The organism is Pantoea sp. Z09 (assembly GCF_022394795.1).
Lineage (GTDB): Bacteria > Pseudomonadota > Gammaproteobacteria > Enterobacterales > Enterobacteriaceae > Pantoea > Pantoea latae.
Window position 1 is genome coordinate 1,948,868 of the sequence record NZ_CP092373.1, and the last position, 22,238, is coordinate 1,971,105.

Genomic DNA, 22,238 nt, shown 5'->3' on the forward strand with positions numbered 1-22,238 from the left:
CAGCCTATAGCAGCCTGCTGGCCGCGCTGCCACTTTTTATCGGCGAAATCAGACAGATAGAAATGGACGTCAGAGCGGGAAAAGCCGCATGGCCTCTGGTTTCCACCGCTAATTAACGCCTTTAGTCAATTTTTGGCGCTATCCTGTGACGCCGTCACAACAACAGCGCACGTCAGGCACACCGACGCGGCAAATTTAGGCTAGCCTTGCTGGATAACAAAAGGGAGATGTATGACTGAGAGCGCACACCTGCAGGTCAGCCATCGCGGCTGGATCCTCTTCGCCTGTATGCTGGCGATGTTTATGGCTGCCATAGAGGTGACCATCGTCGCCACGGCGATGCCCACCATCATTGCGGAGTTAGGCGGCTTTTCGCAGTTCGGCTGGGTTTTCTCCGTCTATCTGCTCACCCAGGCGGTCAGCGTGCCGATTTACGGGCGGCTGGCGGATATGTGGGGCCGACGCAAAATGTTTTTTATCGGCACCTCGCTGTTTCTGATTGGCTCGGTGCTGTGCGGCTTCGCCCACAGCATGCTGTGGCTGATCCTGTTTCGCGCCTTTCAGGGGCTCGGCGCCGGCGCGATTATGCCGCTCAGTTCGACCATCGTCGCCGACATCTACTCGCCGCGCGAGCGCGCCAGCGTGCAGGGCTGGCTCTCCAGCGTCTGGGGCGTGGCGGCGATTGTCGGCCCGCTCACCGGCGCCTGGCTGGTGCAGCACTTCAGCTGGTCGCTGATTTTCTGGGTCAACGTGCCGATAGGGCTGATCAGCATGGCGATGCTGGCGCGCTTTCTGCCTGCACACTGCGTCGAAGAGAAGCCGCAGCCGCTTAACCTCACCGGCAGCGTCTGGCTGATGCTCTGCGTCAGCGCGCTGCTGATGGCGCTGCTGCAGGCGGAGTGGCTCGGCTCCTGGCTGATCCTGTTTCTGCTGCTGGCGCTGTTTGCCGGCTGGCAGCTGAAAAAGCATGAGCTGCGCGCCGACGCGCCGCTGTTTCCGCTGGAGATCTGGCGCAGCCGCCTGATTATCGCCGGCAATGCCGGCAACCTGATTATCGGCGCGGCGATGATGGGCATCAGCGCCTTTCTGCCGACCTGGATCCAGGGGATTAGCGGCGGCACGCCGCTTCAGGCGGGCAGCGCGCTGGCGATGATGTCCATCGGCTGGCCGCTCGCCAGCACGCTCAGTGGCCGCCTGATGCTGCGCACCTCATACCGCTTTACCGCCCAGCTCGGCGCGCTGCTGCTGGTGGCGGGCAGCGCCTTGCTGCTGCTGCTGCGCGCCGAGAGCCCCATCTGGCAGGCAGGGGCCACCGCGTTTGTCATCGGCACGGGGATGGGGATGACCAGCACCACCTTTCTGGTGTCGGTGCAGAACCATGCGCACTACGATATTCGCGGCATCTGCACCGCCTCGATCATGTTCAGCCGTATGATAGGCTCGGCTATCGGCACCGCGCTGATGGGCGCGGTGCTGAACCTGAACCTGGCGCAGCGGCTGCCGCAGGCGCAGGATCCGGTGCAGCAGATCATGTCTGCGCCGTCGCGCGACGCGCTCAGCAGCGACGCGCTGCGCCATATGACGATGGCGATCGCCGCCTCGCTGCACTGGGTGTTTGTGGTGGCACTGGCCATCGCGCTGCTGGCGCTGGGCGTGGCGTGGATGATGCCGCGACAGCGGCCGGAAGCGGAATAGAAAAGGGCGACGACGTCGCCCTCAGAGGTTACTGTGCGGGCGCGTCCTGCGAGCTGCCCGCGCTGTCGGGCACGCTGCCTTCGTCGCCGCGTCCCGTGCGCTTATAGACGATTTTCTGCGAGTCGTTTTCGCAGTGGCCTACCACCTGGCCGCCCGCCTGATCGGCCTGATCGTTAGGCACGATATCCAGCGTAAACCCCGATTCCGGCACGCCGTTCTGGATAATCTTCTGGCTGATATCCGCCTTGACGGATTCACAGGAGGCGTGCGCCAGCACGGGCAGCGCCAGTAAAGTTGCGATTAACATTCCGGTCTGTTTCTTCATCACTTTCTCCTTTTGCGTAGTAAACCTTACTGACTATAGCAGCCCGCAGAAAATATCAGGGCGTGACCGGTCGGCCGGTGCGGCGATCGAGACAGCGCAGGGTGTTGGACTCCCAGTAGGCGTTGACGTTGTAGCTCTTTTCGCAGGCGTCGCGCGTATCAAAGGCGCGATCCGCTTTGTCGAACTCTTTCTCTACGCGGTTGTTCACCTTATGGCGCAGCTGCTGGGTCTCATTCCACTGCTCTTTGCTCTGGCGCGCCGCCTCATTACTGGCGGCGCTGTTGCCGTCCTCAATAATCAGGCGGCTGGTATTGGCGCTGGCCTGGACGGCGGTCAACAGCGTGCTGCCGGCCAGCAGCGCGGCGAGCAGGGTCGGAAATAATTTTTTCATCATCTCTTCCTTCAGTTGATGCCTGGCGCGGGGATGGTTCCGGCTTGCGGCAGACGGCGATTAGTATATCATCGCGCTTTCTTTGCTCACCAGTCGTGGGCAAGTTGTTTATCTTTGCGAGAGGATTGCATGCTGCTTAAAACCGCGCTGCTCTTTTTTCTTACCGCCATCGCGGAGATTGTCGGCTGTTTTTTGCCCTGGCTGTGGCTGAAAAAGGCGGGTTCTGCCTGGCTGCTGCTGCCGGCCGCGCTGAGCCTGATGGCCTTTGTCTGGCTGCTGACGCTGCATCCGGCGGCGAGCGGACGCGTCTATGCGGCCTACGGTGGCGTCTATGTGGTGACCGCGCTGCTGTGGCTGCGCGTGGTGGATGGCGTGAAGCTGAGCGCGTGGGACTGGAGCGGGGCGCTGGTGGCCTTTTGCGGCATGCTGATTATCGTGGCGGGCTGGGGCCGCGCCTGAGAAAGCCAGCCCGACGGGCTGGCCTGCTGCATCAGGGCTTGTGCACTTTCAGACCGGCCTGCGTCTGGCTTACCGGCATCATCTCCAGCGTATTGATATTGACGTGCTTCGGCAGCGTCGCCACCCAGTAGACCGCCTCGGTTACATCTTCCGCCGTCAGCGCGGTCGCGCCTTCATAGACTTTATCTGCTTTATCGTCGTCGCCTTTGAAGCGCACGTTGGAGAACTCGGTGCCGCCCACCAGGCCTGGCTCGATGTCGGTGACGCGCAGCGCGGTGCCGTGCAGGTCGGTGCGCAGGTTCAGGCTGAACTGACGCACAAAGGCTTTCGTCGCGCCGTAAACGTTGCCGCCCGCATAGGGCCAGCTTCCGGCAACGGAGCCGATATTGATAATGTGGCCGACGTTGCGCTCCACCATATCCGGCAGCAGGGCGCGCGTCATATAGACCAGACCCTTATTGTTGGTGTCGATCATGTTTTCCCAGTCTTCGACGCTGGCGCGGTGCGCCGGCTCGATACCGAGCGCCAGTCCGGCGTTATTCACCAGCACGTCGATATTGCGCCACTCGGCCGGCAGCGAAGCGATCGTCTCTTCAATAGCCGCGCGGTTGCGCACGTCGAGCTGAACGGTATAGAGGTTGTCGCCCAGCTCCTCTTTCAGCGCCTGCAACCGCTCGGCGCGGCGGCCGCTGGCGATCACTTTGTGACCTGTTTCAATGAATCGGCGGGTGATACTTTGACCAAAACCAGCGGTGGCGCCGGTAACAAAAATAATCATCTCACTGTTCCTTAACTGATTTTCAGGTTAGACCTTGCTCACCATACCACTTCATTCGCGCCGCTGCGCGGCAAAAGCGCGCTCAGGCTGTAAAGGGATTTTGCAGGCGGCCGGTTGCGCGATGGTGGCGCACGCTGCACCAGCAAGGAGCAGCGGCCTGGGCAGCAGCGTTCGGCGCGCTGCAGGCGGAAAGCGGAGCAACCGGTTGCGCATACGATACCGTTTTTTCCCTCTACGACGTAATGCTGTTTTTACATAACATATTGAATAGTGGCGCTGTTGTGGCATGGCAGTTGCAAAATCTGCCTGTTCACTCTGATCGTTATCCGCCTCCGCGCGCGGCGTTAAGGAAATACCATGTCACAGACCCAAACGGCGATTCGCGCCAGCTTTTTTGATTTTAGCGATATCGCGCACCAGCCTGAGGCCATCATGGCGCAGGCGCGCTATATCGAGGATGGCGTGCTGCTGCTGGAGGCAGGACGCATTGTCGCGCTGCACCCCTGGGCCTCGCTGACGTCGCCTCCGGCCGAGGTGATCGATCTGCGCGGCAGGCTTATCGTGCCAGGCTTTGTCGACACGCATATCCACTATCCGCAGACGGAGATGATCGGCGCCTACGGCGAGCAGCTGCTGCAGTGGCTGGATCAGTATACTTTTCCGGTTGAAAGCCAGTATCACTGCGCGGATCACGCCGCCGCCATGTCCGCCTTCTTTCTGCAGCAGCTGCTGGCGAACGGCACCACCAGCGCGCTGGTGTTCGGCACCGTGCATCCGCAGTCGGTGGAGGCGCTGTTCAGCGCGGCCGAGGCGCTGGAGATGCGGCTGATCGCCGGCAAAGTCATGATGGATCGCCACGCGCCGGACGCGCTGCTGGAAACGCCGGAGCAGAGCTACGCCGACACCCAGGCGCTGATTGAACGCTGGCACGGACGCGGCCGGCTCAGCTACGCGCTGACGCCGCGCTTTGCGCCGACCTCCTCTCCGGCGCTGCTGGAAAAGGTGCAGCAGCTGCGGCAGCGCTATCCCGACGTCTGGCTGCATACCCACCTGAGCGAAAACCCGGAAGAGGTGGCCTGGGTAAAAGCGCTGTTCCCACAGCATGACGGCTATCTCGACGTTTACCATCGCCACCAGCTGACCGGACGCCGCAGCCTGTTCGCCCATTGCCTTCACCTGGAGGAGAAAGAGTGGCAGTGCCTGCACGATACTGACTCCGCCATCGCCTTTTGCCCGACGTCGAATCTGTTTCTTGGCAGCGGCCTTTTTAACCTCAAGCGCAGCTGGCAGCAGGGCGTGAGGATTGGCATCGGTACTGACGTCGGTGCGGGCACCACTTTCAATATGCTGCAGACGATGGGAGAGGCCTACAAAGTCGGGCAACTGCAGCAGTATCGGCTCAGCGCGGCGGAGGCGTTTTATCACGCCACGCTGGGCGGCGCGCACGCGCTGGATCTGCATCACCACATCGGCAATTTCGCGCCGGGCAAAGAGGCGGACTTTGTGGTGCTCGATCCGGCCGTCTCGCCGCTGCAGCGGCTGCGCATCGACAACAGTAAAGATATCTGGGAGCGGCTGTTTGTGCTGATGACGCTGGGCGACGATCGCAATATCGCCCAGACCTGGGTCAACGGACGCGCGGTCTGGCAGCGCTGAGTTGTGACGGAGGCGGCAACCTGCCAGGATACTCTTTTGCATGGGCAATCAGGAGCGAGGCATGAACAGCAGAAGCAACCCGTTTTTCCAGGCCAGTACCTTGCCTTATCAGGCGCCGCCGTTTGACCAGATCGCGGAAGAGGATTTTCTGCCGGCGCTTCTGGCGGGCATAGAGGAGAAGCGTCAGGAGGTGCAGGCGATTGCGCAGAACCCGGAGGCGCCCACCTTTGCCAATACCTTTGAGGCGCTGGAGCGCAGCGGAGAGCTGCTGGAGCGCGTCAATCTGGTGTTCGGCGCCATTACCTCCGCCAATACCAGCGACTATCTGCAGCAGATCGACGAAGAGATCGCGCCGCAGCTGACCGCGCTCAACGACGAGATCGTGCTGAACGGCGCGCTCTTCGCGCGGCTGGATGCGGTTTATCAGCAGCGTCAGACGCTGGCGCTCGACCCCGAATCGCTGCGGCTGGTAGAGGTGACCTGGCAGCACTATCAGCTCTCCGGCGCCAGCCTGGCGGAGGAAGCCAAACAGCAACTCAAAACCCTGAACCAGCAGGCGGCGCGGCTCAGCACCCGCTTCACCAATAAGCTGCTCGCCGCCACCAAAGCGGGCGGGCTGGTGGTCGAGGAGGCAGAGGCACTGGCCGGGCTAAGCCCGGCGGATCTCGCCGTGGCCCAGGCGGCGGCGCAGGCACGCGGGCTGGAGAACGCCTGGCTGCTGGTGCTGCAGAACACCACCCAGCAACCGGCGCTGCAGGCACTGCGTACGCGCGCCACGCGTGAGGCGCTGTTCACCGCCTCGATCACGCGCAGCGAGAAGGGCGACGACAACGATACCCGCGCGCTGGTGCTGGAACTGGCGCAGCTGCGGGCGCAGCAGGCGCGGCTGCTGGGCTTCGCCAGCTTCGCCGAATGGCAGCTACAGGATCAGATGGCGAAAACCCCGCAGGCGGCCTTCGCCTTTATGCGCAATATTGTGCCGGCCGCGCGGGCGCGCGCCGAACGCGAGGCGGCCGCCATTCAGCAGACCATCGATCGGCAGCAGGGCGACTTTACGCTGGCGGCATGGGACTGGAACTTCTACGCCGAGCAGGTGCGCAAAGCGCAGTACGATCTCGACGAAGGTGAGATCCGGCCCTATTTCGAGCTGAACAACGTGCTGGAGAAAGGGGTGTTCTGGGCGGCGAGCCAGCTCTACGGCATCCGCGTCAGCGAGCGTCACGATCTGCCGGTTTACCATCCCGACGTGCGCGTGTATGAGATCTTCGACGTTGACGACGCGCCGCTGGCGCTGTTCTACACCGACTATTTCAAGCGCGACAACAAAGGCGGCGGCGCGTGGATGAGCAACTTTGTTCACCAGTCCCGACTGCTGGCGACGCGTCCGGTGATCTACAACGTCTGCAACTATACCCGACCGCCGGAAGGCGAACCGGCGCTGCTGAGCTGGGACGAAGTGATCACCCTGTTCCATGAGTTTGGCCATACGCTGCACGGGTTGTTCGCCACCCAGCGCTATCCGAGCCTTTCCGGCACCGCCACGCCGCGCGACTTCGTCGAGTTTCCGTCGCAGTTCAACGAGCACTGGGCGAGCGAGCCGCTGGTGTTCCTCAACTACGCGCGCCACTATCAGAGCGGCGAGGCGATGCCAGAGGCGCTGCATCAGAAGATCGTGCGCGCCAGCCGGTTTAATAAAGGCTATGACATGAGCGAGCTACTGGCCGCCGCGCTGCTGGATCTGCACTGGCACAGCATCAGCGCAGACGAGACGCCGCAGTCGGTAGCGGGTTTTGAGCAGCAGGCGCTGCAGAGCTATAATCTGGCGCTGGCCGCCGTTCCGCCGCGCTATCGCTCCAGCTATTTCCAGCATATCTGGGGCGGCGGCTATGCGGCAGGCTACTACGCCTATATCTGGACGCAGATGCTGGCGGACGACGGCTATCAGTGGTTTGTGGAGAACGGCGGCCTGTCACGCGAGAACGGCGACCGCTTCCGGCAGATGATCCTGTCGCGCGGCAACAGCAGCGACCTGAAGCAGCTCTATGAGAACTGGCGCGGCGGCGAACCGCAGCTGGAGCCGATGCTGAAAAACCGCGGCCTGGCCGATTAAACCTCAGCGGGCGTCACGCCCGCTTTTTTTATCCCAGCGGGCCACCCTCGATGGTTTCGCACATACCCGCCAGCACGCGCTCCCCGGTTTCCTGCCGCAGTTCCTGATACCAGGCGGCGGTGGCGGCGGGATCTTTGCCGTGCGTCACGTCGCAGCGCTTGCGCGCTTTCAGCACCAGATCGCGGGTGCGTTCGACGCGCCGCGCTTCATAGCGCAGCAGCGCATCTTCAATACCCAGCGAATGGGCGGCGAGCGAGGAGGCCAGCACCAGCGCGTCTTCCATCGCCGCGCAGCCGCCCTGACCAATATCGGGCGTGGTGCTGTGCGCCGCATCCCCCAGCAGCGCAACGCGGCCGCTGACGAAACGGCTAAAGGGATCGATATCGTGGATCTCGACGCGGTTGGTGGTGGCGGGATCGATAGCGTCAATCAGCCGCTGCACCGGCTGCGCCCAGCCCTGAAAGTAGCGGCGCAGGTCAGCTTTCACGCTGCTGCGATCTTCCGCCAGCCCTTTCGGCAAAGGGACGTCAAAAAAGAAGTAAAAGCGATTGCCGCTTACCGGCATCAGGGAGACGCGTTTGCCTTCGCCGACAAAGGTGGTCCACTGATCGGCGGGCGCCAGCGAGGCATCCATCTCCACCAGACCGTTCCAGTTGACATAGCCGGCGTAGCGGCGCTCGACCTTTTCCCCCAGCACGCTGTGACGGATCACCGAGTGCGCGCCGTCTGCGGCGATCAGCAGATCGCCCTGCGCGCGGGTGCCGTCTTCAAAGAGAGCGGTGACGCCGCTCTCGTGCTGCTCAACCTCCGTCACGCGCTTGCCGAAGCTGACGCGTTCACGGCCATAGGCGTCAATGAGCATCGCCTGCAGCTCAGCGCGCGCCACCGGAGAGGGATATTCTCCCACCTGGCGCACCAGCGGCGCCATGCTGAAGCGCGTCAGGGTGGCGCCGCTGGCAAAATCCTGATAGGCCATAAAGGCCATATTGCCGCTCAGCGCGCGCAGCTGCGCCTTCAGCCCCAGCGCATTCAGGCATTTGACGCCGTTCGGCCAGACCGAGATCGCCGCGCCCACCGGCTTCATCTCTTTTACCGCTTCATAGACTTCAGTGGCGATACCCGCCTTTTCCAGCGCGAGTGCCGCGCTCATGCCGCCAATGCCGCCGCCAATTACAATCGCTTTCATACAGGTCTCCTTGTAGACAGGCACAGCGCTGCAACTTTTGTACCAACCCCGCAGCGCCCGTCTGACGCGCCTCTCAGGGAAAAAGCGCGACGAGGACGCGCCAGAAGCAGGCAATTCAGCCGGGAGAATGCATTGTTTTGGTGCTTTACACGTGGCCTGAACCTTTCGTTTCAATCCGGCGGCGGAAGTGTGACCGCCTGACGCTTTTACGCCCGCGGCGAGGACGTTTGCCCGTTCTCCAGCCATACTTAGCCGGTGTCGAACCCAGGGAGAGTAAAAATGAAAACGCGTTACATCATAGCGATGCTCACCGCATTGCTGCTGGGGCAGAGCGCTCTCGCTCAGCCCGTTGCATCCCAGGCGCTGTTTAGCGGACGGGCGCCCATCGCTCAGCTGACGCCGGTCGCGGCGAAGTGCGATCTCGCCAGCTGTCAGCAGAACTGCTATGTAGAGCGTTCTCACTGCAATACGCGCGGCAACGGCTCCTGTAGCAGCCAGACGCAAATTTGCGTGCAGAACTGCGCCAGCCAGTGCAGATAAGGCAGAGAACGGCAAACCCTGACGTTTGCCGTTTAATGATGGAGATCAAATTGACCCGCCGCCGTTTCCCTTTGTTTTTCCGCATCACGTAGAATAGTCATTTTTCCTTCACCAAAAGCCGCTTTACTGCCAGGCACGGTGACGTGTTTCTTAAGGGTGTTATGAGTAGCTACCTCTATCTGTTTATCGCCATTGTGGCGGAAGTAATCGCCACCAGCAGCCTCAAGGCGTCTGAATCCTTTACCCGACTCTGGCCAGCGGTGATCACCGTGGTCGGGTACGTTATCGCCTTCTACTTTCTGACGCTGGTGCTGCGCACCATGCCGACCGGCATCGCCTACGCTATCTGGTCAGGCGTGGGGATCGTGCTGATCTCCATCGTGGGCTGGGTGGTGTTCAAGCAGAAGCTCGATCTGCCTGCTATCCTCGGACTCGGCTTGATCATTACCGGCGTGCTGGTGGTGAATCTTTTCTCTAAAACGGTAGGGCACTAACCCCTTTATCTTTATCAACGGGAGATGCTGGTGAAAAAGGCGCTTAAAGAAGCAGATATTGATGAGGTACAAACGCTCTACCGCAATCCCTGGTTCAGCGTGCAGAAGGCAAGTATCGATCTGGGGGAAGCGCAGCGCCGCGACTTCTATGCCGTGCATCATGACCGTCCCGCTGTCGGTATCGTCGCCATGCAGGAAGAGAAGATACTGCTGATCAAACAGTATCGCTATCTGATCGATCGCGTGGTCTGGGCGATCCCGTCGGGCGGCGTGGATCCCGACGAAACGCCGCTTTGCGCCGCACGCCGCGAGCTGGTGGAGGAGAGCGGCTATCGGGCGAAGCACCTGCGCGAGCTGATCCGCTACCATCCCTCCTACGGCAGCAGCGATCAGCTGTTTATCACCTTTCTGGCCACCGATCTCGAATTCGTCGGCATGGAGGAGGATCAGGATGAGGTCATGGACACCGGCTGGTTTTCGCTGGACGCGATACGTCAGATGATCGCCAGCGGCGATATGCCCGACGGGCTCTCGCTGGTGCCGCTGCTGCTGCTGCTGGCGGATCCCACGCGCTAAGCGCGCCGCGCGTCGTGATACTCCTTGATTAACGTCCTGACCAGCTGCGCCGCGGGCATTTCTCGCGCCAGCATTGCGCCCTGGCCCGCCCACTGCGCGCCAAAACCCGCTTCGCCCTGCGCGGCGGCCGCGGCGGCCAGCGCTTTGCCCAGCGAATAAGCGAGAGGATAGGCAGGGATCGCCTCCTGCGGGATAGTGCGTGCGAAATGGCAAAAGGCGTTGCTGAGCGCGCGCGCCGGACGTCCGGAAATCGCGGCGGTCAGCTCCGTGTGGGCGGCCGCATCGCTTTTCAGCGCCGCGCGATAAGCGCTGTTCGCGGCGGACTCCGGGCAGAGCAGAAACGCCGTACCCAGCTGCACGCCCGCCGCGCCCAGCGTCATCATAGCGGCGATGCCGCTGCCGTCCATCATGCCGCCTGCGGCAATCACCGGACAGTCGCACTGCCTGATGATCGCCTGCACCAGCGTCAGAGTACTCATCTGCGCATCCGGCTGTTCAGGGTCGAACATGCCGCGATGACCGCCCGCCTCAATGCCCTGCGCCACCACGAAATCGATACCTGCGGCGGCGACCTGACGCGCCTCCTCAACCGAGGTCGCGCTCGCCAGCGTCACGATACTCTGACCTTTCAGCCGGTCGATAACCGCTTTATCTGGCAGGCCGAAATGAAAGCTGACCGCGGCGGGCGCCGCGTCAAGGATCAGCGGCAGCAGCGGAGAGTCGCTGTTAAAGGTGGGGTAGATTTCCGTCAGCGACAGCGGTGGCGCTGCGCCGTAGCGTCTGAACAGCGGCGCAAAGCGCGCCAGCCAGGCGCGCTCGCGTTCGTCATCGCGGGACGGCGGCGCATGGCAGAAAAGATTGATATTCACCGGCGCGGCGGTCAGCTCGCGCAGGCGGCTAAGCAGGGCGCGGGCCTGCGTGGGATCTGACGCGCCGAGGCTAATCGAGCCCAGCGCGCCTGCGTTGCTGACCGCCGCGGCCAGTTCAGGGGTCGAGACGCCCGCCATCGGCGCCTGAATCAAAGGAAATGCAACAGATAACGCGCGGCAGAGTGGATTGTCCATTTTCTCTCCTGCTGGTGGACAGAACGAGAGCCAGCATCGCCGCGCCGCGCCTGAAACACAACCCCAGCGCTCAACTCTGCGGCGCAGGCAGCAAAAATCCATGCTGCCGCAGCAGCGTCTGCGCCGTCTGCGAGTGCAGAAAGCGCGCCAGCGGCTGCGCGGCAGGCTGGCACACCGCGTAGCCGTAGCGAGCCAGCACGTTGTCGGCGGCGGGAATGACAAATACCTTCAGGGCAGGGATCGCCGCCAGACGCGGCGCATAGCTGGCGTAGCCGATAAACAGATCGGCGTGACCGTTGCTCAGCAGCCAGTGCGCCGCCAGCGCGCCGTCGGGCAGGGCGAGGCTGTCGGCGCCACCGACCAGCCTCTGCGCGCGCTGACGGAGATCGGCGCCCAGTCCGGGATAGCGTCTCTCCAGCGCGGCAAACAGCTGCCAGGTGTAATCGCCCGAGGGATCGCTGCGCGGCGTTGAGGTCGCCAGCCGCAGCGACGGGCGCTGCAGCAGCGTCAGCCAGCTGTCGTTTTTGCCTGTTATCTCCGCTCTGGCGGTCAGGCAGAGACTGTTTGCGGCGAAGGCGCCGCTTTCGCTCGCCAGCCCCTGCTGCACCAGCGCGTCGGCATGCGCCTGACTGGCGGAGGCGAAGAGGGCGCACGGCTCGCCCTGTTCAATACGCTGGCGCAGCAGCCCGGCAGGGCCGAAACGCGTTTCCGCGCCTGCGCCGCCTTGCGCACTAAACGCCGCCATCAGCGCCGGCCAGACGGGCCGCAGGCTACCGGCTGCCAGAACGCGCAGCATCGTCGACATAGTGAGTGCGGTAGAAGCGTTGATACCAGCGTTCAGCCTGCTGCTGAGTATCGATATCGCGGAATTTTTCCGGGTAGAGCTTTTTCGCCATCCACAGCTCGCCCAGACCTGTCGCCTCAGGCATCGGATAGCCCCAGGCTTTGGCGTAGGCCGGCATCAGCCAGACGCGATGGTTTTTTACCGCGTCGATGGGTTGCCACCGCGCATCCTGTTTGATTTCGTTCACCACCTCGGGATAGCGGTCCTGCACGAATATCACCTGCGGGTTCCAGGCGATAACCTGCTCCATGCTGACCTGCTTAAAGCCCTGCACGCTGGCGGCCGCCACGTTGAGCGCGCCAGCGTGGGCCATCATCAGACCGGTATATTTGCCGGATCCATAGGTGGTCAGCGCCGGATTGGCCATATAGGCGCGCACGCGCTGCTGCTGGGGCAGGGAGCGGAGGCGATCGCTGACCAGCTTGCGTCCAGCGAAGGCGGCGTCAATCAGGGCCTTCGCCTGCTGCGGGCGGTTCACCACCTCGCCAATCAGCGTGATGCCTTCTTTCAGCCCGAGGTTGTAGGCCTTTTCCTCGTCCTGCATGCCCGGATTGATTTTATCCTGCTCGCCCGCGTCGTCATGACGCAGGGAAATGGCAATCACCGGAATGCCCAGCGCGGAGATGCTGTCGATCATCTCCTGCGGCGCATAGTTAGTGACAAACACCACCTGAGGATGAAGCGCCACCAGACGTTCGGTGTCGACGTGGGTGAGGTCGCCGAGCATCGCTTTCTGCGTCAGCTCCGGCGCCAGCTGCGCATAGCCGTCGCCAAGCTGCTGTTTCCAGTTGGCGAGGATGCCAACGATTTTATCGGTGGCGTTGAGCTGCACCAGCAGATTCAGGGTTTGATGCTGCAGCACCACCACGCGGTCGACCCGGTCGGGAAGGGTAACGTGGCGGCCGAGCTGGTCGATCACCACACGGCTTGCCTGGCTGCTGAACGCGCTAAGCGTCAGCAGAGCAGCGAGAAAAGAATGACGCAGGAAGCGGGACATAACGGACTCCATAATTCGATATGTCGCGGATTATATAGCGAAGAGAGCAAGCAATGACAGCGTTATGCCTATTAGTTACATCATACCTTTAGCGTTTGTTGTAAAAAATCACATCAGCTCCGCGCTAAAAGCCAAGGTTCTACAGATAAAGAGGCGACTGGCCTAGGGATCCGGAAGCAGAGAACTTCCGGATAGTTTCAGCGACTCAGACGCCACGCTCCAGCCACGCGGTAATCTGCGTCACCATCGCCTGCGTGGAGATGCCGTAGCGGTCGTGCAGCGTCGGCAGCGCGCCTGCGGCGAGAAAGGCGTCGGGCAGGGCAATCTGACGGAAGCGGGGCGCCACGCCGTGGCGCAGCAGCGTCGCTGCAATGGCTTCGCCCAGTCCGCCAGTAATCGAGTGGTTTTCCGCCGTGATCACCAGCCGTTGCGCGCTCAGCGCTTCACCGGCTTCGCGCAGTATCGTCGCCTCGTCCAGCGGCTTGATCACCGGCGAGTGCACCACGCCGACCTCAATGCCGCGTCTTTCCAGCTGTTCCGCCGCCTCCAGCGCGCGCATCGTCATTATGCCGCTGCTGATAATCACCGCATGCTTGCCCGCGCGCAGACGCTGCGCTTTGCCGTGCTGGTAGCGGTAGTCATACTTATCCAGCACAAGCGGCACCTTGCCGCGCAGCAGACGCATATAGACCGGTCCCTGATGCTCGGCGATAGCCGGCACCACCTGGCTGATTTCCCGCGAATCGCAGGGATCGATAATCATCAGGTTGGGCATGCCGCGAAAAATCGCCACATCGTCCGTCGCCTGATGGCTCGGCCCGTAGCCGGTGGTCAGGCCGGGCAGGGCGCAGGCGATTTTCACGTTGAGGTTCTCTTCGGCAATCGCCATGCAGATAAAGTCGTAGGCGCGGCGTGAGGCGAACACCGCATAGGTGGTGACGAAGGGGGTAAATCCCTCGCGCGCCATGCCGGCGGCGGCGCTCATCAGCAGCTGCTCCGCCATGCCCATCTGATAGAAACGTTCGGGGAAGGCGTCGGCGAAAAGGTGCAGGTCAGTGTATTTGCTCAGATCGGCGGTCAGGCCGACGATATCCTGACGCTGGCGCGCCAGCTCGACCAGCGCGTGGCCAAAGGGCGCGGATTCCGTCGGCTGTCCCTCGGCGGCAATCGAGGCGATCATTGCCGAAGTGGTCAACCGTTTTTTTAGCGTTGAACTGTTCATCTTATGCTCCCTGTTCCAGTGCAGTAAGGGCTTTGCTCCATTCATCCGCGTCGACGCGAATAAAGTGGGTCTTTTCCCGGGTTTCAAGGAAAGGCACGCCTTTGCCCATGCGGGTGTCGCAAATAATCACGCGCGGCTGCGGCTGCGGCCAGTCGCGTGCGGCGTCAAAGGCGGCAACCAGTGCCGCAATATCGTTGCCGTCCACACGCTGCGCATACCAGCCGAAGGCCTGCCAGCGCTCAACTATTGGCTCGAACGCCAGGATCTCGCTGCTGTGGCCGTCCGCCTGCTGATTATTGACGTCGATAATGGCGATCAGGTTATCCAGCTGCCAGTGCGACGCCGACATCGCGGCTTCCCAGGTAGAGCCTTCGTTCAGCTCGCCGTCAGACAGCAGGTTGTAGACCCGCGAGGCTGAACCCTTGCGTTTCAGCCCGAGGCAGGCGCCGACCGCAATGCCGAGGCCGTGGCCGAGCGAGCCGCCGGTAATCTCCATGCCGGGCGTGTAGGCCGCCATGCCTGACATCGGCAAACGGCTCTCGTCGCTGCCGTAGGTTTCGCGCTCCGCTTCGGGGATGACGCCCGCCTCCAGCAGCGCCGCGTAAAGGGCGATAGCGTAGTGGCCGATAGAGAGATAGAACCGATCGCGGCCTTCCCATTCAGGATCCTCTGCGCGATAGTTCAGCGCATGGAAATAGCTGACCGCGAGCAAATCGGCGGCGCCCAGCGCCTGCCCGATATAGCCCTGGCCCTGCACCTGGCCCATCAGCAGCGCATGGCGGCGAATATGGGTGGCGCGCTGGCGCAGCGTCGGCGGTGAAGTAAGGGTATGCATAGAACCTCCTGATTAACGATTGACGTCCGCCGCCCGGATGCGCAGCACGCAGAGCGCGCCGAGCAGCAGAACCGCAGCGATAAAGTACATGCCCGACGCGGGCGAGCCGGTCAGCGTGGTAATAGAGCCGATAAGCCAGGGCGAAAAGAAACCGGCGAGATTGGCGATACAGTTGACCGCCGCGATACCGGCGGCGGCGGAGACACCGCCCAGCAGATTGGTCGGCAGCATCCAGAACAGCGATGAGGCGGAGAGAATGCCCGCCGCCGCGAGGCAAAGAAAGAACAGCGACAGCGCCACGCTGTGGCCCAGCGAGGTCGCCAGCGTCAGGCCCGCCATGCCGAGCAGCATCGGCACAATCAGGTGCCAGCGTCGCTCGCGGTGACGATCGCCGCTGCGGCCCGCCATCAGCATAAAGACGATGGCGCAGAGGTAGGGCAGACTGGTGAGCAGGCCGATATGCAGCGGCTCGCGAATGCCGGCGTTTCGCACCAGCGTCGGCAGCCAGAAGGTCAGGGCGTACTGGCCCATCACTACGCAGAAGTAGATCGCCGCCAGCGTCCAGAGGCGCTTATCCGCCACAAACTCTTTGATGGTGCCGTGATGGGACTTCTGCTGGTTATCCTCTTCCAGATCGGCGCGCACCATGCGCTTTTCGCCTTCATCGAGCCAGCTCGCCTGTTCGACGCGATCCTTCAGCACCACCAGCACCACCAGCCCCATCACCAGGGTCGGGATCGCCTCCAGCATAAACATCCACTGCCAGCCCGCCCAGCCGTGCCAGCCAGCGAAGGTCTCCATAATCCAGCCCGACAGCGGGCCGCCGATCATGCCGGAGAGCGGAATCGCGACGAACCAGAGCACCGTCATGCGCGCCCGGCGATGCGCGGGAAACCAGTAGGTGAGATAGAGCAGCAAGCCCGGCGCCAGCCCGGCTTCAGCGACGCCAAGCAGAAAGCGCAGCAGATAGAACTGCCAGGCGCTCTCGACAAAGGCAAAGGCGCCGGAGATCAGCCCCCAGGTGATCATAATGCGAGCGATCCAGCGGCGCGCGCCGACGCGGTGCAGGATCAGGTTGCTCGGCACCTCGAAAAAGAAGTATCCGAGGAAAAAGATCCCGGCGCCGAGGCCGTAGACGGTTTCGCTTAGCGAAAGATCGTCCATCATCTGCAGCTTGGCGAAGCCAACGTTAACGCGATCCAGATAGGCGCAGAGGTAGCACAGCATTAAAAACGGCATCAGACGCCAGGCGATTTTGCGATAGGCGCCGTCGCGCGCAGCGACAGCCGCACTGATATTCAGCGTGGTCATGATAGTCACCCTTGCAGTGAACCAGCAGCCAGGCTGCTGGAGAAAAGGAGCCGATCAGTGGATCAGCATGCCGCCGTTCACGTCTAAGGTGATGCCGGTGAGGTAGCTGGAGAGATCGCTGGCAAGAAACAGCGCGGCGTGGGCCACGTCGTCAGCCGCGCCGAGGCGTCCAAGGGGAATCGAATCGATAATGGCGTGGCGCCGTTCATCGTGCAGCAGCCCGCCGGTGATATCGGTCTGGATCAGGCCAGGGGTCAGCGCGTTAACGCGGATCCGATCCGGGCCGAACTCGCGCGCCATCGCTTTGGTCAGACCGAGAACGCCCGCCTTGGCGGCGCTATAGTGCGGGCCGCCGAAGATGCCGCCGCCGCGCTGCGCCGACACCGAGGAGAGGCAGACGATGCTGCCGCCGCCCTGACGCTGCATGACAGGGATCACCGCCTGCGACATCAGCAGCGTGCCGCGCAGGTTGACATCGAGGATGCGGTTATAATCTTCGGCGGCGATCTCCAGAGTTTTAACCGGCTGCGTGATGCCCGCGTTATTCACCAGCACGTCGATACGGCCATACTCATTCATGACCTGCGCGACGGCGCGCTGAATCGCCTCGGCGTCGGTGACGTTGGCCGCGAGGCCCAGATGGCCAGATCCCAGCGCCAGCGCGCTGCGCTGTGCCGCTGCCTCATCGAGATCGAGCACCACCACGCGAGCGCCGTGATGGGCGAAGCAGGCAGCCGTGGCGCGTCCGATACCGCGCTCAGAGGCGGCGCCCGTAATAATCGCAACTTTATCTTTCAGCAACATATGTGGCTCCAGATTCTTTTTTTATAGGGTTCGGTATCGCTACCGGCAGGGTTCCCTCTCAGCATCAGAAAAGCCGGCCAGAGTGGCAATGCAAAAAAAATCATTTGATGCTGAATGAAACTGTTGGTTTGATGGAGTTAACATTTTTCGCAGGTTAAAACGGATATAAATCACAAAACCGAGCAATGGAGAGAGTATGGAAAAGCCGGTCAGTCCACTGCCTTCTTTAAAAGCGCTGCGCGTATTTGAAGAGGTGGCGCAAACAGGAAATGTGGCGCGGGCCGCAGAAAAATTAAATATTACGCCGTCAGCGGCGAGCCACCAGCTGGCGAAACTGGAAAAAGCGCTGGGCTGCATTTTGTTTCACCGTTCAGCGAAAGGGGTGCTGCTTACTCTGGCGGGCGAGCGCTATTTAGAAGAGATCCGCCCGCTGATCCTCGGCCTGACGCAGGCGACGTCGCGTATTCGCGATGAAAAAGATCGCAGCGCGCTGCGTATTCACTGCGCGCCCAGCTTTGGACTGCTGTGGCTGCTGCCGCGCATTCATAAATTTCGCGACGCTCATCCGGAAATACAGGTAACGCTCTCCTGCTCCTATGAGAATTTATCCTTTAGCCGCGATAACATCGATATTGCCGTGCGCCATGGATTTCCCGAGTGGAAAGCGTTTGAAATAAAAACCATCCGTCATGAAAAAATGTCGGTGCTGGCGTCGCCAGCTTATCTGGAGAAATATCCGCTGCGTGAACCGGCCGAGCTAAATAACCACGCGCTGATCCTCTCTGAGTCGCCGTTAATTCAGTGGCCGCAGTGGTTCGCCATGCAGCAATTGTCGCAGCCGACCCAAGAGTGGCTGTTTCGCTTTGACCGTTCTTATATGAGCCTGGAAGCGGCGATGCTTGGCCACGGGCTAATTTTCGAAAGCGAACTGCTGGCCGCCGATTACCTGCGCAGCGGCAAACTGGTGAAGGTGTTTGACGCTGAACTGAGTTTGCCGGTCAGCGCCCATCACCTGGTCTATCCGCGTGGCTATGCGCAGTTTCCACGCGTTAGCTACTTTCTGCAGTGGATCCAGGCACAGCTGGACGCGCAGCCGCATTAGCCACGATATCGAACCGCTTCGACAAAGGCGGCAAAGGCGGAAGAGGTGTTGCGTCGGTTGGGATAATAGAGGTGGAACCCTTCGAACAGCGGACTCCAGTCGGCCAACACCTCAATCAGGCGGCCTGCCTCGATATGGGGCCGCGCCATATGCTCCGGCACACAGGCCAGGCCGATGCCGTCCAGCGCGCCGTTCATCACGTGAATAATGCTGTTGGATAACAGCGGACCGTTCACCCGAATAGTGAGTTTGCGGCCCGCTTTTTCAAATTCCCACGCATAGACGCTGCCGCCTGGGGAGTGACGGATATTAATACAGCGGTGCGCCGTGAGATCCTGAGGGATCAAGGGAATGGAATGCGCCTGGAAATAGGCTGGCGTGCCGACCACCGCCAGCCGCCAGTCTGGCCCCAGCCGCACCGCAATCATATCGCGGCTGATCGATTCACCCAGCCGAATGCCGGCATCAAAACGCTCGGTGATGATATTGGTAAAGCCGTAGTCGATGCAGATTTCCACGCTGATATCGGGGTATTGCGCGAAAAAAGCGGGCAGCGCAGGGCGCAGCAGGCTCTCGGCGGCGTCGTCGGAACAGGTGATGCGGATATTGCCGGCCGGGGTGTCGCGTAATTCGCCGATACGCGCGATTTCGCTGTTGATCTGTTCGAATAACGGCGCGACCGACTGCAACAGGCGTTCGCCCGCCTCTGTCGGGGCGACGTTACGCGTGGTGCGCGCCAGCAGGCGCACGCCGATGCGCTCTTCCAGATTGCGAATGGTATGGCTGAGCGCCGACGGACTCACGCCCAGACCCGCCGCCGCGCGGGTGAAGCTTTGCGCTCTGGCCACCGCAATAAACGCCTGAATGTCATTCATCTTTTTCCGCCTGATTGCTGATTTTAATTCACAATTACATCCCATGTATCCAGGTTAATTCAATACCGCAGTTCAGGTAGCCTCTTACAGCCATGAAACTTATGGATTAACCTATGACGACTCTTTCAACACACACCGCATCGCGCCACCACGCCGCTTGGGGCGCTATCTTCTCGATGGCCCTGGGCGTCGTGGTGCTGATCGCCTCGGAATTTATGCCCGTCAGCCTGCTGACGCCGGTGGCGCAGGATCTGGGCATCAGCCAGGGACAGGCGGGCCAGGCGATCTCCGTCAGCGGGTTTTTCGCCGTGCTGACCAGCCTGCTGAATACGCCGCTTACCGGCCGCTTCGACCGCAAAAAGGTGCTGATCGCCTTTACGCTTTTGCTGACAATTTCCGGTCTGACTGTCACATTCGCGCCAGACGGACTAATTTTTATTGTCGGACGCGCGCTGCTTGGCGTGGCGATTGGCGGATTCTGGTCGATGTCCACCGCGACCATTATGCGTCTTGCGCCGCCGCATGCGGTGGCGAAAGGGCTGGCGCTGATCAACGGCGGCAACGCGCTGGCGGCCACCATCGCCGCGCCGCTGGGAAGCTTTCTCGGCCAGTATATCGGCTGGCGTGGGGCGTTTTTTATCGTCGTGCCGCTGGCCGTCGCCGCGTTTATCTGGCAGTGGCGCGCGCTTCCGTCGCTGCCGGCGCAGGGCGATAACCAGCGCGCCAGTCCGCTGCGTCTGCTGGGCTTGTCGCACGTCGCGGCGGGAATGGCGGCGATCCTGGCGCTGTTTATGGGGCAGTTCGCTATTTTCACCTATCTGCGGCCCTTTATGGAGTCGGTAACCGGCGCCAGCGTCAGCGAGCTTTCGTTTATTCTGCTGCTGTTGGGCGCCGCCGGGCTGGCTGGAACCTGGTCAATCGGCCTGCTGCTGCAAACCCATCTGTTTCGCTGGCTGATCCTGATCCCGTTGGCGATGGCGGCGATCGGGGCGCTGCTGATCTGGCAGGGGCACTCGTTGCTTATCACCGGCGCGCTGTTAGCCGCGTGGGGACTGGTGTCGACGCCCGCGCCGGTGGCCTGGGGACTCTGGCTAAGCCGCGCGCTGCCGGAGAGCGCGGAGGCGGGCGGCGGCCTGATGGTCGCGGTGATCCAGCTGGCGATCACCCTGGGTGCCGCGCTGGGTGGCGAGCTGTTCGACGCCGTGGGTTGGTGGAGTCCGTTTGCCTTTGGCCTGGCGCTGCTGATCCTGTCGGCGCTGTTTGCCGTACTGGCAAGCCGACGCTATCTTCACAGCGATGCCGCATCAGCAGAGGCATCGCCGACTTAATTATCGCCAGGGCACGCCCTGGCTTAACCGTTGCCGGAGGCATCAGGTCATGCACAACCTTGATATGCAGGTATTGAACGCGGGATTGCAGTGGGTTGACACGCATGAGGTCTGGCTCTGTACGGTGCTGTCGACCTATGGATCGTCGCCACGTCCGCCAGGGGCGATGATGATCATCAGGCAACAAGGTTACTACTGCGGCTCGCTTTCAGGTGGCTGCGTAGAAGAGAGTTTTATCGAACGCATCAATCAGGACGCGTTTCCGGCCGCCAGCCAGGTGGTGCGCTACGGCGAAGGCGGCTTTGAGCCGGACAGGGCGCTGCCGTGCGGCGGCGTGCTGGAGATCCTGGTGGAGAAGCTGTCGCCCGGCGCAACCAGTCGCGCCTATTTGCAAAAAATGATTGATGCGCTGACCGCCGCCACGGCGGTGAAAAAGAAGCTTATTTTGCCGCATGCCTGTCACGCGCTGGAGCCCGCCGCCTATACCAACAGCACGATCACCTACCGCGATGGCGCCGCCATTACCCTGACGCTCTCGACCGCGCCGCGGCTGGTGATCGGTGGGCTCTCCAGCGTGGCGGTTTTTTGCGCCAACTTTGCCGTCGCGCTCGGTTTCGAAACCATCGTTTGCGAGCATCGGGAAGAGGCGCTGGAGAACATGGCCGCCTTGCTGGACGCCAACGTCAGGCTGATAAAGCAGTTTCCCGCCGTTTATCTGGAGCGGGAAGGGTGTCATGCCGGCACGGCGATCCTGTCGCTGACGCACGATCCGCGCATTGATGACCTCACCATGATGGAGGCGGTGAACCTGCCTGCGTTCTATATCGGCGCCATGGGGTCGAGAAAGAACAGCCACAGAAGAAAAGAGCGGCTGGGCCAGTATGGCGACCTCGAGCCTGATCAGGTGAGCCGCATTCACGCGCCGGTCGGGCTGGATATCGGCAGTAAAACCCCGTCCGAGATCGCGCTGTCGGTAATGGCGGACATTGTGCGCTACAAAAACGGCTGCGTAGCGGCGGTCGCGCCGCCCCTTGCAGAGGCGTGGGAGCAGGGAAGTCTGATATGAAGATCGCCGTTCTGGTGATGGCGGCCGGTTTTAGCCGCCGTTTTAAAGCAGGCGGCGGCGAGCATAAGCTGCTGGCGTTACTGAACGGCAAACCGGTGTTGCAGCACACGCTGGCGCACGTTGCCGCGACGGGACTCGACTTTTTCGTGGTGACGCGCCCTGAAGATGCGCCGATACAGGCGCTTATCCCCGCAGGCCGCGCGGTAATCTGCCGCAGCGAGGGCATCGGCGACTCTATCGCCGCCGGCGTAGGCGCCAGCGCGGCGTATGACGGCTGGCTGATTACGCTGGGCGATATGCCGTTTTTAACCAGCGAAAGTCTGCTGGCCGTCGCCAGTGCGCTGGATTATGCGCCGCTGGCGCGTGCGGAAGTCGCGGGCAAGCCGGGGCATCCGGTAGGATTTCAGCGCGCTTTCTATCCCGCGCTTATCAGCCTGAGCGGCGACACCGGCGCCCGCGCGGTGCTTAACAGCGCGCCCTGTCAAAGGGTGAAACTGGCGGACAAGGGCTGCGTGCTGGATATCGATACACCGCTTGATCTTCAGCGTGGCACGGGCGCTGAATAACCGTTCAGCCGGCG

Annotated in this window: 23 protein-coding genes; 11 read left to right on the top strand and 12 right to left on the bottom strand. The window is 61.9% G+C overall.

The window, feature by feature from the left end; translation table 11 throughout:
* Positions 1-231: 231 nt before the first annotated feature.
* Positions 232-1,695, top strand: a complete 1,464-nt coding sequence (locus MC269_RS09310) for an MDR family MFS transporter (RefSeq protein ID WP_239955025.1) — start codon at positions 232-234, stop codon at positions 1,693-1,695.
* Positions 1,696-1,723: 28 nt separating this feature from the next.
* Here MC269_RS09310 and MC269_RS09315 read toward each other — a convergent pair whose 3' ends face one another.
* Together MC269_RS09315 and MC269_RS09320 are read right to left on the bottom strand one after the other, a co-directional pair.
* Positions 1,724-2,020, bottom strand: a complete 297-nt coding sequence (locus MC269_RS09315) for a DUF1161 domain-containing protein (protein WP_081137626.1) — start codon at positions 2,018-2,020, stop codon at positions 1,724-1,726.
* A 55-nt stretch (positions 2,021-2,075) separates the two neighbouring features.
* On the bottom strand, positions 2,076-2,411 hold the full coding sequence (locus MC269_RS09320) for a DUF1283 family protein (protein ID WP_239955026.1): 336 nt from the start codon (positions 2,409-2,411) through the stop codon (positions 2,076-2,078).
* A gap of 129 nt (positions 2,412-2,540) precedes the next feature.
* On the opposite strand from MC269_RS09320, the gene MC269_RS09325 reads away from it, so the two are divergent.
* Positions 2,541-2,870: a YnfA family protein gene (locus tag MC269_RS09325; protein WP_174580890.1), complete on the top strand. Its 330-nt coding sequence runs from the start codon at positions 2,541-2,543 to the stop codon at positions 2,868-2,870.
* A 31-nt stretch (positions 2,871-2,901) separates the two neighbouring features.
* On the opposite strand, the gene ydfG is transcribed toward MC269_RS09325, so the two are convergent.
* On the bottom strand, positions 2,902-3,648 hold the full coding sequence (gene ydfG, locus MC269_RS09330) for a bifunctional NADP-dependent 3-hydroxy acid dehydrogenase/3-hydroxypropionate dehydrogenase YdfG (protein WP_081137622.1): 747 nt from the start codon (positions 3,646-3,648) through the stop codon (positions 2,902-2,904).
* A 357-nt stretch (positions 3,649-4,005) separates the two neighbouring features.
* Here ydfG and guaD point away from each other — a divergent pair, with 357 nt between their 5' ends.
* Complete coding sequence (gene guaD, locus MC269_RS09335) at positions 4,006-5,304, top strand: guanine deaminase (RefSeq protein ID WP_239955027.1); 1,299 nt, start codon at positions 4,006-4,008, stop codon at positions 5,302-5,304.
* Between the two features lie 61 nt (positions 5,305-5,365).
* Entirely contained in the window at positions 5,366-7,414 is a 2,049-nt protein-coding gene (gene dcp / locus MC269_RS09340; protein WP_239955028.1) for a peptidyl-dipeptidase Dcp, read from the top strand.
* Positions 7,415-7,442: 28 nt separating this feature from the next.
* Here the strand turns inward: dcp and hpxO are convergent, their stop codons facing one another.
* Positions 7,443-8,600, bottom strand: a complete 1,158-nt coding sequence (hpxO, locus tag MC269_RS09345; RefSeq protein WP_239955029.1) for an FAD-dependent urate hydroxylase HpxO — start codon at positions 8,598-8,600, stop codon at positions 7,443-7,445.
* A gap of 279 nt (positions 8,601-8,879) precedes the next feature.
* Here hpxO and MC269_RS09350 point away from each other — a divergent pair, with 279 nt between their 5' ends.
* The 3 genes from MC269_RS09350 (at position 8,880) to MC269_RS09360 (ending at position 10,210) form a co-directional block, all read left to right on the top strand.
* A complete protein-coding gene (locus MC269_RS09350; protein WP_081137614.1) occupies positions 8,880-9,140 on the top strand; it encodes a hypothetical protein in 261 nt (86 codons plus the stop codon).
* Between the two features lie 161 nt (positions 9,141-9,301).
* The gene (locus tag MC269_RS09355) at positions 9,302-9,634 is read left to right on the top strand and encodes an SMR family transporter (protein WP_239955030.1); all 333 of its coding nucleotides are present in this window, start codon (positions 9,302-9,304) and stop codon (positions 9,632-9,634) included.
* 30 nt (positions 9,635-9,664) lie between these two features.
* Entirely contained in the window at positions 9,665-10,210 is a 546-nt protein-coding gene (locus MC269_RS09360; RefSeq protein WP_239955032.1) for an NUDIX domain-containing protein, read from the top strand.
* Here MC269_RS09360 and MC269_RS09365 read toward each other — a convergent pair.
* The 7 genes from MC269_RS09365 to MC269_RS09395 all read right to left on the bottom strand — a co-directional run bounded on the left by MC269_RS09365 (position 10,207) and on the right by MC269_RS09395 (position 17,287).
* The gene (locus MC269_RS09365; RefSeq protein ID WP_239955033.1) at positions 10,207-11,274 is read right to left on the bottom strand and encodes a nitronate monooxygenase family protein; all 1,068 of its coding nucleotides are present in this window, start codon (positions 11,272-11,274) and stop codon (positions 10,207-10,209) included. The genes MC269_RS09360 and MC269_RS09365 overlap by 4 nt on opposite strands.
* 70 nt (positions 11,275-11,344) lie before the next feature.
* The gene (locus tag MC269_RS09370) at positions 11,345-12,079 is read right to left on the bottom strand and encodes a substrate-binding domain-containing protein (RefSeq protein ID WP_239955034.1); all 735 of its coding nucleotides are present in this window, start codon (positions 12,077-12,079) and stop codon (positions 11,345-11,347) included.
* The gene (locus tag MC269_RS09375) at positions 12,045-13,115 is read right to left on the bottom strand and encodes an ABC transporter substrate-binding protein (RefSeq protein ID WP_239955035.1); all 1,071 of its coding nucleotides are present in this window, start codon (positions 13,113-13,115) and stop codon (positions 12,045-12,047) included. The genes MC269_RS09370 and MC269_RS09375 overlap by 35 nt, the downstream gene beginning before the upstream one ends.
* 205 nt (positions 13,116-13,320) lie before the next feature.
* Positions 13,321-14,337, bottom strand: coding sequence for a transketolase family protein (locus MC269_RS09380; protein WP_239955036.1), 1,017 nt, complete (start codon positions 14,335-14,337; stop codon positions 13,321-13,323).
* Between the two features lies 1 nt (position 14,338).
* A complete protein-coding gene (locus tag MC269_RS09385; RefSeq protein WP_239955037.1) occupies positions 14,339-15,172 on the bottom strand; it encodes a transketolase in 834 nt (277 codons plus the stop codon).
* 12 nt (positions 15,173-15,184) lie between these two features.
* Positions 15,185-16,483 (bottom strand): MFS transporter, encoded by a 1,299-nt coding sequence (locus MC269_RS09390; protein ID WP_239955038.1) that lies wholly within the window; start codon positions 16,481-16,483, stop codon positions 15,185-15,187.
* A 54-nt stretch (positions 16,484-16,537) separates the two neighbouring features.
* The gene (locus MC269_RS09395; RefSeq protein WP_239955040.1) at positions 16,538-17,287 is read right to left on the bottom strand and encodes an SDR family NAD(P)-dependent oxidoreductase; all 750 of its coding nucleotides are present in this window, start codon (positions 17,285-17,287) and stop codon (positions 16,538-16,540) included.
* Positions 17,288-17,483: 196 nt separating this feature from the next.
* Between MC269_RS09395 and MC269_RS09400 the strand changes: the two genes are divergently transcribed.
* Positions 17,484-18,389, top strand: coding sequence for a LysR substrate-binding domain-containing protein (locus MC269_RS09400; protein WP_081137591.1), 906 nt, complete (start codon positions 17,484-17,486; stop codon positions 18,387-18,389).
* Here MC269_RS09400 and MC269_RS09405 read toward each other — a convergent pair.
* Positions 18,386-19,264, bottom strand: a complete 879-nt coding sequence (locus MC269_RS09405; RefSeq protein ID WP_239955041.1) for a LysR family transcriptional regulator — start codon at positions 19,262-19,264, stop codon at positions 18,386-18,388. The genes MC269_RS09400 and MC269_RS09405 overlap by 4 nt on opposite strands.
* A gap of 113 nt (positions 19,265-19,377) precedes the next feature.
* On the opposite strand from MC269_RS09405, the gene MC269_RS09410 reads away from it, so the two are divergent.
* From MC269_RS09410 to MC269_RS09420, 3 genes are read left to right on the top strand one after another with little or no spacing between them, the layout of a single operon-like run.
* On the top strand, positions 19,378-20,592 hold the full coding sequence (locus MC269_RS09410) for an MFS transporter (protein ID WP_239955042.1): 1,215 nt from the start codon (positions 19,378-19,380) through the stop codon (positions 20,590-20,592).
* A 49-nt stretch (positions 20,593-20,641) separates the two neighbouring features.
* On the top strand, positions 20,642-21,658 hold the full coding sequence (locus MC269_RS09415; RefSeq protein ID WP_239952199.1) for an XdhC family protein: 1,017 nt from the start codon (positions 20,642-20,644) through the stop codon (positions 21,656-21,658).
* The gene (locus MC269_RS09420; RefSeq protein WP_239952200.1) at positions 21,655-22,224 is read left to right on the top strand and encodes an NTP transferase domain-containing protein; all 570 of its coding nucleotides are present in this window, start codon (positions 21,655-21,657) and stop codon (positions 22,222-22,224) included. Before MC269_RS09415 ends, MC269_RS09420 begins: the two co-directional genes overlap by 4 nt.
* Positions 22,225-22,238: the final 14 nt, after the last annotated feature.

Bases quoted from the DNA above. Each gene is read 5' to 3' on its own strand.
- MC269_RS09310 (WP_239955025.1), top strand. From the start codon at position 232: ATGACTGAGAGCGCACACCTGCAGGTCAGCCATCGCGGCTGGATCCTC.
- MC269_RS09315 (WP_081137626.1), bottom strand. From the start codon at position 2,020: ATGAAGAAACAGACCGGAATGTTAATCGCAACTTTACTGGCGCTGCCC.
- MC269_RS09320 (WP_239955026.1), bottom strand. From the start codon at position 2,411: ATGAAAAAATTATTTCCGACCCTGCTCGCCGCGCTGCTGGCCGGCAGC.
- MC269_RS09325 (WP_174580890.1), top strand. From the start codon at position 2,541: ATGCTGCTTAAAACCGCGCTGCTCTTTTTTCTTACCGCCATCGCGGAG.
- ydfG (WP_081137622.1), bottom strand. From the start codon at position 3,648: ATGATTATTTTTGTTACCGGCGCCACCGCTGGTTTTGGTCAAAGTATC.
- guaD (WP_239955027.1), top strand. From the start codon at position 4,006: ATGTCACAGACCCAAACGGCGATTCGCGCCAGCTTTTTTGATTTTAGC.
- dcp (WP_239955028.1), top strand. From the start codon at position 5,366: ATGAACAGCAGAAGCAACCCGTTTTTCCAGGCCAGTACCTTGCCTTAT.
- hpxO (WP_239955029.1), bottom strand. From the start codon at position 8,600: ATGAAAGCGATTGTAATTGGCGGCGGCATTGGCGGCATGAGCGCGGCA.
- MC269_RS09350 (WP_081137614.1), top strand. From the start codon at position 8,880: ATGAAAACGCGTTACATCATAGCGATGCTCACCGCATTGCTGCTGGGG.
- MC269_RS09355 (WP_239955030.1), top strand. From the start codon at position 9,302: ATGAGTAGCTACCTCTATCTGTTTATCGCCATTGTGGCGGAAGTAATC.
- MC269_RS09365 (WP_239955033.1), bottom strand. From the start codon at position 11,274: ATGGACAATCCACTCTGCCGCGCGTTATCTGTTGCATTTCCTTTGATT.
- MC269_RS09370 (WP_239955034.1), bottom strand. From the start codon at position 12,079: ATGTCGACGATGCTGCGCGTTCTGGCAGCCGGTAGCCTGCGGCCCGTC.
- MC269_RS09375 (WP_239955035.1), bottom strand. From the start codon at position 13,115: ATGTCCCGCTTCCTGCGTCATTCTTTTCTCGCTGCTCTGCTGACGCTT.
- MC269_RS09380 (WP_239955036.1), bottom strand. From the start codon at position 14,337: ATGAACAGTTCAACGCTAAAAAAACGGTTGACCACTTCGGCAATGATC.
- MC269_RS09385 (WP_239955037.1), bottom strand. From the start codon at position 15,172: ATGCATACCCTTACTTCACCGCCGACGCTGCGCCAGCGCGCCACCCAT.
- MC269_RS09390 (WP_239955038.1), bottom strand. From the start codon at position 16,483: ATGACCACGCTGAATATCAGTGCGGCTGTCGCTGCGCGCGACGGCGCC.
- MC269_RS09395 (WP_239955040.1), bottom strand. From the start codon at position 17,287: ATGTTGCTGAAAGATAAAGTTGCGATTATTACGGGCGCCGCCTCTGAG.
- MC269_RS09400 (WP_081137591.1), top strand. From the start codon at position 17,484: ATGGAAAAGCCGGTCAGTCCACTGCCTTCTTTAAAAGCGCTGCGCGTA.
- MC269_RS09405 (WP_239955041.1), bottom strand. From the start codon at position 19,264: ATGAATGACATTCAGGCGTTTATTGCGGTGGCCAGAGCGCAAAGCTTC.
- MC269_RS09410 (WP_239955042.1), top strand. From the start codon at position 19,378: ATGACGACTCTTTCAACACACACCGCATCGCGCCACCACGCCGCTTGG.
- MC269_RS09415 (WP_239952199.1), top strand. From the start codon at position 20,642: ATGCACAACCTTGATATGCAGGTATTGAACGCGGGATTGCAGTGGGTT.
- MC269_RS09420 (WP_239952200.1), top strand. From the start codon at position 21,655: ATGAAGATCGCCGTTCTGGTGATGGCGGCCGGTTTTAGCCGCCGTTTT.